General features: G+C 63.7%; 14 protein-coding genes. All 14 read left to right on the forward strand.

The window, feature by feature from the left end:
* Positions 1-117 precede the first annotated feature (117 nt).
* Complete coding sequence (locus tag AC5E6L_RS09280) at positions 118-585, forward strand: TRAP transporter small permease (RefSeq protein ID WP_491772811.1); 468 nt, start codon at positions 118-120, stop codon at positions 583-585.
* On the forward strand, positions 582-1,871 hold the full coding sequence (locus AC5E6L_RS09285) for a TRAP transporter large permease (RefSeq protein WP_491772813.1): 1,290 nt from the start codon (positions 582-584) through the stop codon (positions 1,869-1,871). The genes AC5E6L_RS09280 and AC5E6L_RS09285 overlap by 4 nt, the downstream gene beginning before the upstream one ends.
* Before the next feature lie 51 nt (positions 1,872-1,922).
* A complete protein-coding gene (locus tag AC5E6L_RS09290; protein WP_491230355.1) occupies positions 1,923-2,504 on the forward strand; it encodes a MaoC family dehydratase in 582 nt (193 codons plus the stop codon).
* Positions 2,497-3,633, forward strand: a complete 1,137-nt coding sequence (locus AC5E6L_RS09295; RefSeq protein ID WP_491230354.1) for an extracellular solute-binding protein — start codon at positions 2,497-2,499, stop codon at positions 3,631-3,633. Before AC5E6L_RS09290 ends, AC5E6L_RS09295 begins: the two co-directional genes overlap by 8 nt.
* Positions 3,630-4,856 carry a CaiB/BaiF CoA transferase family protein gene (locus tag AC5E6L_RS09300; RefSeq protein ID WP_491230353.1) on the forward strand — a complete coding sequence of 409 codons (1,227 nt, stop codon included), beginning with the start codon at positions 3,630-3,632 and terminating at the stop codon, positions 4,854-4,856. Before AC5E6L_RS09295 ends, AC5E6L_RS09300 begins: the two co-directional genes overlap by 4 nt.
* A 57-nt stretch (positions 4,857-4,913) precedes the next feature.
* The gene (locus AC5E6L_RS09305; RefSeq protein WP_491772816.1) at positions 4,914-6,245 is read left to right on the forward strand and encodes an ABC transporter substrate-binding protein; all 1,332 of its coding nucleotides are present in this window, start codon (positions 4,914-4,916) and stop codon (positions 6,243-6,245) included.
* Positions 6,246-6,313: 68 nt separating this feature from the next.
* Positions 6,314-7,225, forward strand: coding sequence for a carbohydrate ABC transporter permease (locus tag AC5E6L_RS09310; protein WP_491772818.1), 912 nt, complete (start codon positions 6,314-6,316; stop codon positions 7,223-7,225).
* Entirely contained in the window at positions 7,222-8,079 is an 858-nt protein-coding gene (locus AC5E6L_RS09315) for a carbohydrate ABC transporter permease (RefSeq protein WP_491772820.1), read from the forward strand. The genes AC5E6L_RS09310 and AC5E6L_RS09315 overlap by 4 nt, the downstream gene beginning before the upstream one ends.
* A gap of 4 nt (positions 8,080-8,083) precedes the next feature.
* On the forward strand, positions 8,084-9,211 hold the full coding sequence (locus tag AC5E6L_RS09320; RefSeq protein WP_491772822.1) for an ABC transporter ATP-binding protein: 1,128 nt from the start codon (positions 8,084-8,086) through the stop codon (positions 9,209-9,211).
* 2 nt (positions 9,212-9,213) lie between these two features.
* Positions 9,214-9,543, forward strand: a complete 330-nt coding sequence (locus AC5E6L_RS09325) for an L-rhamnose mutarotase (RefSeq protein WP_491772824.1) — start codon at positions 9,214-9,216, stop codon at positions 9,541-9,543.
* On the forward strand, positions 9,536-10,198 hold the full coding sequence (locus AC5E6L_RS09330; RefSeq protein ID WP_491772826.1) for an RraA family protein: 663 nt from the start codon (positions 9,536-9,538) through the stop codon (positions 10,196-10,198). Before AC5E6L_RS09325 ends, AC5E6L_RS09330 begins: the two co-directional genes overlap by 8 nt.
* A 3-nt stretch (positions 10,199-10,201) precedes the next feature.
* On the forward strand, positions 10,202-11,314 hold the full coding sequence (locus tag AC5E6L_RS09335; protein ID WP_491772828.1) for an enolase C-terminal domain-like protein: 1,113 nt from the start codon (positions 10,202-10,204) through the stop codon (positions 11,312-11,314).
* Positions 11,315-11,330: 16 nt separating this feature from the next.
* Positions 11,331-11,666 (forward strand): UxaA family hydrolase, encoded by a 336-nt coding sequence (locus AC5E6L_RS09340; RefSeq protein WP_491772830.1) that lies wholly within the window; start codon positions 11,331-11,333, stop codon positions 11,664-11,666.
* On the forward strand, positions 11,663-12,720 hold a 1,058-nt coding region (locus tag AC5E6L_RS09345; protein WP_491772832.1), incomplete at its 3' end, for a UxaA family hydrolase. The genes AC5E6L_RS09340 and AC5E6L_RS09345, both read left to right, overlap by 4 nt.

Genomic DNA, 12,720 nt, shown 5'->3' on the forward strand with positions numbered 1-12,720 from the left:
TGAACGATGTGGATGTCGGTGCGATGCGCGAGGCGACGGCGGTGGTGTACACCAAGTTTCCCGACTGGTCGGACGGCCTTTACGAGCAGGTGCGGGCGATCCTGGATCAATAGAACCATGCGCTGGATGTCCGGCAACGGCCCCAAATGGGAAGAGGCGCTCGCCGGGCTGGCGCTTGCCATCGTGTTCTTGTCGGTCGTGTGGGGCGTGATAGCGCGATACGTCGCGCCCCAGCCGGCGGTCTGGTCCAACGAGTTGGCGACCATCGGCTTTGCCTGGCTGGTTTTTCTCGGCGCGGCAGCCGGCGCCAAGCGCGGCCTTCATGTCGGGGTCGATCTCGTCACGGCACCGCTTCCAAGGACGGTGCGGCGCTGGCTCGCCGCCGGTGTCGACCTGTTCCTCGCCGTGGCGCTTGCCTATATCGTTTTCCTCGCCGTCAAGATCGGCCTTGCGAGCCTTGACAGGCCAACGCCCGTGCTGCGGCTGCCGACGACGGTGATCCATGCGGCGGTCGCGATCGGCTTCGCCTCGATTGCCCTCGGTTCCGCTGCCAGGGCCGTTCGCCTCATTGCGGGGCGGCCATGAGCGTTGTCGCCGTGCCCTTTCTCGTGCTGGCGCTCCTCATTGTTCTCAATGCCCCGGTGGGGCTGGGTCTGGCGATCGCCGCGCTGTCCTTCTTTCTGGGCGCCGACGGGCTGCCGACGCAGACCTTCGTCCAGCGCATGGTCAGCGCGACCGAAAGCTTTCCGCTGCTGGCCATTCCCTTCTTCATCCTTGCCGGCATCGTGATGAACCGCGCCGGGATCACGGGGCGCATCATGCATCTGGCCGACACGCTGGTCGGCCACATGATCGGCGGTCTGGCAAGGGTCAACGTGCTCTTGTCCACCATGATGGGCGGCATGTCCGGCTCGGCCAATGCCGATGCCGCCGTGCAAAGCACCATATTGGTGCCGGAGATGACCGAGCGCGGCTACGACAAGGCGTTTTCGACCGCCGTGACCGCATTTTCCGCCATTATAACGGCCATCATACCGCCGAGCATCGGCCTCATCCTTTACGGTTTTCTCGCCGATGTTTCCATCGGCCGGCTTTTCGTCGCCGGCCTCCTGCCGGGTGCCCTGATCTGTGCCCTGCTTTTGGTGACGGTGGGCAGGATCAGCAGGGCGGAAGGATATCCGCCCTCGCGCGAGCGGCCGGCACGCTGGAGCGAGCGGGCGCGCGCCTTGGCGGATGCGATGTGGGGCCTGATGATCCCTATAGGTATTCTCGGTGGCATCCGTTTTGGCTGGTACACGCCCACCGAGGCCGGTGCGATCGCCGTATGCTATGCGCTGTTTGTCGGGCTGGTGGTCTATCGCGAAATCCGGCTCGCCCAGATTCCTTCCATGTTCTGCCAGGCCGCCGTGGCGACCGCGGTGATCATGCTCATCATCTGCGCCGCGCAGGCGTTCGGATTTTTCCTGTCCTGGGAGCGTCTTCCCACCCGCCTTTCCGATGCGATCCTCGCGCTTTCAAGCAATCCGCTCGTGATCCTGCTTCTCATCAACGTGCTCCTGATCGTGGTCGGCATGGTTCTTGAGGGAGGGGCGGCGCTTATCATCCTCACGCCGCTGTTCGTTCCGATCACCTCCGGTCTGGGCATCGATCCGGTGCATTTCGGCGTCGTCATGGTGCTCAATCTGACGATCGCAGGCGTCACCCCGCCCGTGGGCACCTTGATGTACACGGCCTGCTCGATCACCGGCGTCAGCATCGGCGCCTTCACGCGCCGCGCCGTCCCGCTGTTCATCGCCGCCGTCTTCGCTCTGGCGCTGGTGACGTTCGTGCCCGCCATTTCGCTGTGGCTGCCCGGCCTGGTGTTCGACTGATCTGTTTACATATGAAATCATCTTTTATAAATAAAAGAAAACGGAGGAAACATGGCGGAAATCGGCACGCACGCGCGCAGCCTGCCGGGCTTGCCGGACGAACATGCCCGCATACCCGTTTGGAACGCCGAGGACTGGTTCTTCGAGGATTTTCAGGTCGGCGACACCATCCGCTCGCTTCGCCGCACGATCAGCGAGGGCGAGTCGATGCTCTTCAACTCGCTGGTGATGGACCATCACCCTTACGTTTCCGATGAACCTTTTGCGGCCGAGCAGGGCGCGTTCGGCAGGCGACTGGTCTCCGGCGCCATGGTGTTCTCCTACGGCCTGGGTCTTGCCGCCACCAACTGCCTGAACTCTTTTTCCTATGGCTACGATCGCCTGCGTTTCATCGCGCCGGTCTTTATCGGCGACACGATCTACACCCTTCGCCAGAACCTGGAAAAGATGGTTCACAGCCACACCATGGGCAAGGTCCGCGTCAGCTACTCGGTCTTCAAGGATGATGGCGCGCAGGTTCTTTACGCCGAGCATCTGATGACCGCGCTCTACCGCGATCCGGCGCCTTTCCAGGAGGAGGCCGACAAGGTTCAGGCGGAAAAAGCGGCGCGAAAGGCATCCGCCGATGGCTGAGCCTGTTCTTCTGAAAGGCATGACCTGGGACCACAGCCGCGGCTACGATCCGATGGTGGCGACGTCGCAGGCCTTTGCCGAGGCCAATCCGGGCGTTTCCATCCGGTGGGAGAAGCGCTCCCTTCAAGCCTTTGCCGACCGCCCTATCGAACAGATGGCCGATGCGTACGATCTGATGGTCATCGATCATCCCCATGTCGGCGATGTGGCGCGCAGCGGCCTCCTGCTTCCGCTGGATGGTCTGGGCCGTGACGCGGAGCTGAAGGTGCTGGCCGGCCAGTCTGTGGGCGCATCCCACCGCTCCTACGAATTTGATGGCCGGCAGTGGGCGCTGGCCATCGATGCGGCCACCCCGGTCGCGGCCTATCGTCCGGACAGGCTGGATGGCGCCCCCTCGCGCTGGAGCGAGGTTCTGGAGCTTGCAAGGCGCGGGCAGGTGGCGTTCGCGCTCATTCCCATCAACGCGCTGATGACCTTCATGGGGCTTGCCCGCAACCAGGGTTTCTCGCTGGCTGAAGGCGGGACGCTGATCGCCCGCAACGAGGGCCGCACCGTTCTGGAACGGATGGCCGAGATAGTCGCGCTGATGGATCCGCGGTGCCTGACGCTCGACCCCATCGGCATCTACGAATGGTTGGCGCGCACCGAAGAGGCGCCCGCCTATTCACCGTTCGGCTACGGCTACACCAATTACAGCCGGCAGCGCTACCGCCGCTTCCCTTTGTGCTTTGCCGATGCGCCGGGTCTGGGCGACAACGGGCCGGGCGGCACGGTGCTTGGCGGCACCGGCATCGCGGTGTCCGCGTCTTCCCCGCACCGCGATGCAGCTGTCGCGTACGCCTTCTGGATCGCCGGTGCGCAATGCCAGAAAACGCTGTTCTTCACCGCCGGCGGGCAGCCGGCCAACGCCGTTGCGTGGGAGGATGCGGTCTGCAACGCCGCCACGCGCGATTTCTTCGTCAACACGCGGCGGACGCTGGAAACCGCCTGGCTGCGACCGCGCTATGGCGGCTATATGCGCTTTCAGGACGAGGCGGGCCACATCGTCCACCGCTTCCTGCGCGGGGAAAGCGGCATCGAGACGACGCTCGACGATCTTCAAGCGCGCTACGCGGAGAGCCGCCGATGAGCGACCTGCGCATGCAAGACCTTCCCATGGCCGAGCGCCCGCTTGCCGGGCTCACCGTTCTTGACTTCAGCCAGTTCCTGTCCGGACCCTTCTGCACGCTCAAGCTGGCCGATCTGGGCGCGCGCGTCATCAAGGTGGAGCGGCCCGGCAGCGGCGATCTTTGCCGCCATCTTTATCTCTCCGACGTCGAGATCGCCGGCGACAATTCGCTGTTCCACGCCATCAACCGCAACAAGGAATCCATCACCGCCGATCTGAAGAACGAGGCGGACCGGGCAAAACTGTTCGACCTGATCGCCGCCGCCGATGTGATGGTGCAGAACTTCCGGCCCGGCGTCATCGAGCGGCAGGGTTTGGGGTACGAGGCCGTCAAGGCGGTCAATCCCACCATTATCTACGGCTCGATATCGGGCTATGGCGAGGATGGCCCGTGGAGGCAGCTGCCTGGGCAGGACCTGTTGGCGCAGGCGCGCTCGGGACTTTTGTGGCTGACCGGCAGCAAAGACGATCCGCCCATGCCGATGGGCCTTGCGGTGGCCGACATGCTGGCGGGCCATGCGCTGTGCGAGGGCATTCTGGCCTGTCTCGTCGGTCGTGGCATCCACGGCAGGGGGGCGCGGGTCGACACCTCGCTCTTCGAAGCGATGGTGGACTTTCAGTTCGAGGCGCTGACCACCCACCTCAACGACGGACGACGGATGCCCGAGCGCAGCGCGGTCAATGGCGCGCACGCCTATCTGGGCGCGCCCTACGGCGTTTACCGGACGAGCGACGGGTATCTGGCGATCGCCATGACGCCTTCTTTGAAGGCGCTCGCCGCGCTGATGGGCATTGCCGGGCTGGAGCCGTTTTTCGACGATCCCAAAGCGCTCATGCGTGAACGCGACACGATCAAGGCGATCATGGCCGATGCCGTCAGCCAGCGTACGACGGCGTCATGGCTGGCCATCCTTCAGCCGGCCGATATCTGGTGCTCCGAAGTGCTCGATTGGCCCCAAATGCTGGCGTCCAAAGCGTTCAAGACGCTGGACTTCGAGCAGATTATCGAGCGCAGCGACAAGGCCGCGTTGACCGCGTTGCGCGGGCCTGTCCGGCTCAACGGGCAAACGCTCAAATCAGGCCGCGCTGCGCCTCTTCTCGGCGAACATACCGAACAGGTCTATTCCCAACTGCTTTCCGATCTCAGGCCGGCGGAAGGCAGCACGGGCAAGGGCGCCTCATAAGCGCCGGGCGCCTCGCTCGCCCACCCGCAACCGGCTGAACACCTAGGGAGAGAAACAATGCCAGGTACGAAAACACTGATGAGGGCGGCAACGGCCACGCTGGCGTCCGCCTTGCTCGCCGGAACCGCTCTGGCAGCCGGTGATTACGGTTCGTTCGAGGGCTACACGCTGCGCGTGAAGCTTATCGGCGGTGCGCAGTATGAACCCTTGTACGCAACGATCGCGCGGTGGGAAGAGGCGACCGGCGCAAGCGTGGAAATCCTTTCGCGCAAGAACCACTTCGAATTGGACCGTGAAATCAAGCAGGACATCGCGGCCGGCACGCTGGACTGGTGCGTCGGTTCCAACCATACCAGCTTTGCGCCGCAATACGGCAACATCTATGCCGATCTTCGCGATCTGATTTCACAGGACGTGCTCGACGATTTCGTGCCGCTTGTCCTGGAGCATGGCACCGTCGATGGTCGCCTCGTTCAACTGCCGCGCCATTCGGATGTTTCAAACCTGTTCTATATCGCCTCGCTCTATCAGGATGCGGACAATCGGGCGCGGTTCGAAGCCGAATATGGCTATGCGCTCACACCGCCGGAAACCTGGCAGCAGGTCTCCGACCAGGCCATGTTCTTCGCCGATCCGCCCGATTTCTTCGGCACGCAGTTCGTCGGCAAGGACGAGGCGGTCACCGGCCGCTTCTACGAGATGCTGATTGCCGAGGGCGGCGAATTGTTCACCGACGACTGGGCGCCGGCGTTCAATTCGGAAGCGGGCGTGCGCGCCCTTTCGTGGTTCGTCGACCTTTACCGGGCCAATGCCGTCCCTGTCGGCGTGCCCAACTATCTTTGGGACGATACCGGCCTTGGTTTCGCCTCCGGCACCGTCGCCGTCAATCTGGACTGGGCCGGCTGGTCGGCCTTCTTCAATGACCCCGAAAACTCCGCCATCGCCGGTGATGTGGGCCTCGTTCGCGCGCCTATGGGGTCGGCCGGCATCCGCACCGGCTGGTCGGGCTCGCACAGCTTCTCGATTACCCAGACATGCGACAATCCGCAGGCGGCGGCGTCCTTCGTCACCTTCCTGACCGACCATGAGCGGCAGATGGTCGAAGCGCGCAACGGCCTGCTGCCCACCCGCACGCAGGTCTGGGACGATGCGATCGCCGAATTCGCCGCCGCCGGCAATGATTTCATGGTCGAGGTCTTTGAGACCTATCGGCAATCGATGGCCGAAGATGCCTTCACGCCGCCGCTGATCCCCGAATGGATCGAGGTGTCCAACGTTCTGTGGCCGCAATTGCAGGCGGCCATCGTCGGCGACAAGAGCGCACAGGAAGCGCTCGATGACGCGGCCGACGAAGCTCTCCTGATCATGGAAGACGCAGGTTATCGCTAAACATCAGAACGGACCGGCGCGCGCAAGGCACGCGCCGGTCCCAGCCCTTGCTCCGGCCGGTACAGCCCATGCTCCGTTTTCTTCGCACGCGACAGACGGCTCTCACGCCCGTCCTGCTGCTTTCGCCAGCCATCTTGACGATGCTGTTCGTGGTGGCCTTGCCGCTTTTGTTTTCCCTTTGGACGTCGCTGACGCCCTACCGCCTGACGCGGCCGGAGACGATCGAGGTGTTCATCGGGCTGCGCAACTATGTGCGCCTGTTCACGGACGAGGATTTCTGGACCGCTTTCGGCCGCACGATCCTTTTCCTGGTTATCGCGCTCAATGTTGAGTTCCTGCTCGGCCTGGCGATCGCGCTTTTGATCAACAAGATCACCTGGGGGCAGCGCACACTGCGCACCATCATGATGTTCCCGATGATGTTCTCGCCCATTCTGGTGGGCTTTCAGTTCAAGTTCATCTTCAACGACAATATCGGCGTTCTGAACAATGCGCTGCAATCGCTGGGCATTACCGATCAGGCCATTCCCTGGCTCGTGGACGGCCGGCTGGCGATGTTTTCCATCATCTTCGCCGAAGTGTGGATGAGCACGTCGGTGTTCGCGATTCTGCTGCTTGCCGGCCTGTTCGCCATGCCCCGCGAGCCCCTCGAAGCGGCCAAGGTGGACGGCTGCAACCCGTGGCAGGTGTTCCGGCACATCACGTTGCCCTTCATCATGCCGTTCGCCTTCATCGCCATGACGATCCGCTCGCTCGATGTGGCGCGCGCCTACGACATCGTCGCGGTGATGACCGATGGCGGTCCGGCCGGGCGCACAGAGCTTTTGTGGACCATGATCGCTCGGACCGGCTATGAGAATGCGCGCATGGGCCAGGCCAACGCCATGGCCTATGTCTCGACCATCCTGTCGATCCTGTTCACCTACTACTTCTTCACCAAGCTTGTGGCCGCGCGTCGCTACATGGGAGGTGCGGAATGAACCGGGCCTTGAAATCACAGGTCAAAGCCGTTTCGCTTTGGGTGGCAACCTTCCTGCTGATGGTCATCATGTGCGTGCCCGGACTGTGGGTCGTGCTGTCGGCCTTCCGTCCCAACCGCGAGATTCTGGCCAAGCCGCCCGTCTGGGTGCCGCAGAACCCGACGCTGACCAACTTCGCCAAGATTTTCGGCTTCGGCGAGGATCAGGTCGCCATTCCCGTCCTGAGCTATTTCTGGAACTCGCTGGTCATCGCCTCGACCTCGACGGTCATCGCGCTCGTCATCGGCATGGCCGGCGGCTATGCGTTCGCGCGCTTTCGCTTCCGCTTCAAGAATTCCATCTTTCTGGGCCTCATGCTGTTTCGCGCCGTGCCGGGCATCGCCCTGTCCTTGCCCGTGTTCATGCTGTGGTCGCGCCTCGGCCTGATCGACACGCAGATGGGCATCATCATCGTCTATGTGTCGCTGAACGTGCCCTTCACCATCTGGCTGATCGACGGTTTCTTCCGCCAGATCCCGCTCTCTTTGTCCGAGGCGGCGCAGGTGGATGGCTGCACCCGCTGGCAGGCGTTCTGGAAGATCGAGTTCCCGCTGGCGCGTTCGGGCATCGCGGCCGCCGGCGTCTTTGCCTTCCTGACCAGTTGGAACGAGTTCGCGCTGGCCAGCCAGCTCACCCGTTCCACCGATTCCAAAACCCTGCCCGTCGGGCTGATGGATTTCACCGCGCAGTTCACGATCGACTGGGCCGGCATGTGCGCCATGGCCGTCATCATCATCGTGCCGGCGCTGACCTTGACCTTCCTGGTTCAAAAACACCTGATCTCCGGACTGACGTTCGGCGGCGTGAAAGGATGATGCCGTGTCGGCGATTTCACTGAAAAACATCACCAAAGCCTATGGCGGGCTGGAGGTGGTCCACGGCATCGACCTGGAGATCGCGCACAACGAGTTCGTCGTCCTGGTCGGCCCATCGGGCTGCGGCAAGTCGACCACGCTGCGCATGATCGCCGGCCTCGAAGACATCACCGACGGCGACATCCTGATCGGCGACAGGCTGGTCAACGCGCTTCCCCCGCGCAAGCGCAACATCTCCATGGTGTTCCAGAACTATGCGCTCTATCCGCACATGAATGTGCGCGACAATCTGGGTTTCGGCCTGAAGATCGCCGGTCAGCCGTCCAGCCTCGTTGAGGAACGGGTGATGGAGGCGGCCGGGATTTTGGGCATCTCGGAGCTGCTCGACCGCATTCCGGCCGAGCTTTCGGGCGGCCAGCGCCAGCGCGTGGCCATGGGCCGGGCCATCGTGCGGCACCCCGATGCGTTCCTGTTCGACGAGCCGCTGTCCAATCTGGACGCCAAGCTGCGCGTGCAGATGCGCACCGAGATCAAGAAGTTGCACCACAAGGTCAAGACCACGGTCGTCTATGTGACGCACGATCAGGTCGAAGCCATGACGCTGGCAGACCGGATCGTGATCATGAAGGACGGCCACATCGAACAGGTCGGAACGCCCATGGAGGTGTTCAACCATCCGGTGAACACCTTCGTGGCCAGCTTCATCGGCTCGCCGCCCATGAACCTGATACCGGCGACGATCCGGAGCGGCGCCATCATGCTGGACGATCGGACCGCCATTCCCGTGCCCACGCGCCTGAGGGAACAGGCGCGCGACGGGCGCGCCGTCACCGTCGGCATCCGGCCCGACGATCTGACGCCCATCGGCCACGGCATCCATGAAAGCGCGGAAATGGCCGATCTGACGATGAGCGTCGAGCTTGCCGAACCGCTCGGCACCGAGACGCTTATCTATACGCGTCTCGCCGGCCACGAGGTGCAGGGCAAGATGTTCGATCCGCGCCATCTGGAAGAGGGCGAGGCGCTGCCCTTCCGCATGATGCTCGACAAGCTGCACCTGTTCGACGCCGAGACGGGCCGCTCGGTTCGAGCCTTGCGGGACACACCAACAGGCAACGAAAGGAGCCGATGAACATGCAGCGCATGGGAATGGTCATCGGGCTTAGGCCCGAAAGGGTCGCCGACTACAAAAGACTGCACGCGCAGGTCTGGCCGGACATTCTGGCCATGATCTCGGCATGCAACATCACCAATTACAGCATCTTCCTGAGGGAGCCCGAAAACCTCCTGTTCGGCTACTGGGAATATACCGGCACCGACTTTGCGGCCGATGCCGCCAGGATGGCCGCCGATCCGCGCACCCGGCAATGGTGGGATGTGTGCACGCCCTGCCAGGTTCCGCTGGAAACCCGCAAGCAGGGCGAGTGGTGGGCGATGATGGAAGAGGTGTTCCATCATGGCTGAGGCCGCCCCTGATCCGCGCGTTGAAACGTTTTCACGCTGCTATTCGGCCGTGGTGCACGATGTGTTGCGTGCCATGGGCCAGCAGAATTTCACCCTGCCGCCCTCCATCCGGCCGCTTCAGCCGGACCGGACGCTGGTCGGCCCCGCCTTCACGATCGAGGGGCGCCTGGATGAAAGCGCCAGCGCCCATGAAACGCTCCTGGCCTGGACGGGCCTTTTGTCCAAGGCCAGGCCCGGCTCCATCTGGTGCTGCCAACCGCACACCCATCTGATCGCCCAAATGGGTGAACTTTCGGCCGAAACGCTGCACCGCAAGAAGGTGCTTGGCTGCGTGGTCGATGGCGGTTTGCGCGACACCAACTTCATCCTCGACCTCGGCTTTACATGCTGGGGAACCCACAACACGCCGCGCGATGTCGTCGGTCTGTGGCTGCCGACCGCGACCGATGTTCCCATCACGATGGGCGATGTGCGCATTGCGCCCGGCGACTGGCTGCACGGTGACCGCGACGGCATGGTTCGCGTGCCCGCCGACACGCTTGACGACGTCATCGACGCCTCGCTTGAGGCCATGCAGACCGAAAGTCTTGTTCGCAAGGCGATTCTTGAGGGCGTCGATCCGCAGGATGCGTATCTTCAATATGGAAAGTTCTAAGGCATGAAAATCACCAGTTTCGACGTCCGCTGCTGCCGCCATGCGGGGTCTTCTTTGGCCGGCGGCGCGACCCGCGACGGCCAGTCCCAGGACGCCATGGAGTTCCTGGTCTACACGGTCGGGTGTGCCGATGGGTCTTCGGCCTCCATGTTCGGCTTCGCCGGCCGCTCGGCCCTGGGCGCGGGCCATCTGGCCGCCGCCTCGCTGCGTGAGTTCTTCGTCGGCCGCAACGCGCTGGACCGCGAAAAGGCATGGCACGACTGGCGCACCGCGGACCGCTGGTGGCACCATCTGCCGATCTATGTCTACGGGCCCGTCGACTGCTGCCTCTGGCTGCTCGGCGCGCAGGCCGCCCGGCAGCCCCTTTGGCGCTACATCGGCGGTACTCGCTCCCAGGTGCCGGTGTACTGCTCGTCCATGATGCTGCCGGACGCAGATGCCTATGCCGCCGAGGCTGCCGCCGTCAAAGCCGCCGGCATGAAGGCCTACAAGACCCACCCGCCTGGCCGCACGGTCGAAGAAGACATCGACATTCACCGTGCCGTGCGCGAAGCGGTCGGCGACGGCTTCACGCTCATGGCCGATCCGGTGCAGCCCTACACGCTCGAAGAGGCGATCCGCTTCGGCCGCGAACTCGAAAAGCTCGGCTACAAATGGCTTGAGGAACCGCTGCCCGACGAGGCTTTCGGGGCGCTGCGCGAACTGACCCGCGTGCTCGACATCCCCGTGGTCGGCACCGAGGTTCTGGCCAAGCATCCCTATTCGGTCGCCGAATGCCTCGCCACGCGCGTGGTCGATGCGGTGCGTGCCGATCCCAGCTGGACCGGCGGCATCACCGGCACGCTCAAGACGGCCCGGCTGGCCGAGGCCTTCCATGTCAACTGCGAACTGCACACCTGTATCCTGCATCCGCTGGAACTGGTGAACCTGCACCTCAACGGCGCCATCGCCAACTCGACCTATCTGGAACTGCTCTGGCCGATGGACACGTTCGATTTCGGCCTCAAGGAACCGCTGCCCATCGCCGACGGCATCGCCACCATGCCCGAAGCGCCGGGCCTTGGCATCGAACTTGACTGGGACCTCATCGACAATGCCACCTTTGCCCAACTTTAAGGTTGATCCCGGCGACATGAGCGCCGAGACGGTCCCGCGGAGCGATCCCAGGCTGCTTCTGCTCGCGCCTGGCGACAATGTGCTGGTGGCGCGAAAGGCCATCGAGCCCGGTGAGCCGATCATGGTGGCGGGCGCGCTTGTCGATACCGGCAACCGTGTCGGCATGGGCCACAAGCTTGCGGCCAAGGCCATTGGCGTGGGCGACAAGATCATCAAGTATGGCGCGCCCATCGGCTCCGCGACCGTTCCCATCCGGGTTGGCGATCATGTCCATATCCACAATGTGAAAAGCGATTACACGCCCACCTACGCCCTGCCGCCCGAGGGGCCCGACGAAGGGGCGGGTCGATGACGGCGCTCACGGGCTTTCAACGCGCCGACGGCCGCAAGGGCATCCGCAACATCGTCGCCGTCGCCTATCTGGTGGAATGCGCGCACCATGTCGCCCGCCAGATCGTCGCGCCGACGCCTGAAAAGGCGCATGTGATCGGGTTTCCGGGCTGTTTTCCCAACCCCTACGCCCAGAAGATGATGGAGCGATTGTGCACGCACCCCAATGTGGGCGCCGTTCTGCTCGTTTCCCTCGGGTGCGAAAGCTTCGACCGCCGGAAACTGCAAGAGGTCGTCGCGCGCAGCGGGCGGCCCGTTCAAACGCTGGTGATCCAGCGACAGGGCGGCACGCGCTCGACCGTCGAACGGGGGCGCGCCTTTGTCGCCGACGCCATCGAAACCTTGGCCCGTGCCCGGCGCGTGCCAATGGATGTCGGCGAACTCGTCATCGGCACGGTTTGCGGAGGCTCGGACGGAACATCGGGCCTTTCGGGCAATCCGGCGGTGGGCCGCGCCTTCGACCGGTTCGTGCAAAGCGGTGCGACCTGCATCTTCGAGGAGACCGGCGAACTGATCGGCTGCGAGGACATCATGGTCTCGCGCGCCGCCACCGCCGCGCTTGGGGTTGAACTGCGCGCATCCATCGACAAGGCCGCCCGCTACTATGCCACGCTCGGCTATGGCAGCTTTGCGGCGGGCAACGCCGATGGCGGCCTGACGACGATCGAGGAGAAGTCGCTGGGCGCTTACGCCAAGTCGGGTCAGTCGCGCATATCCGGGCTGATCAAGCCCGGCGACATCGCCCCGCGCGGCGGCCTCTACCTTTTGGACGTGGTGCCCGACGGCGAGGTGCGCTTCGGCTTCCCCAACATCTCCGACAATGCCGAAATCGTCGAACTGATGTCCTGCGGAGCGCACATGACCCTGTTCGTCACCGGCCGCGGCTCGGTGGTCGGCTCGGCATTGGCTCCGGTGATCAAGATCGCCGCCAACCCTGACATGTATGAGCGTCTGAGCGACGATATGGACGTCAATGCCGGGCGCATCATCTCCGGACGGGTGGGCGTCGACGAGGT

Source organism: Roseitalea sp. (genome assembly GCF_984466335.1).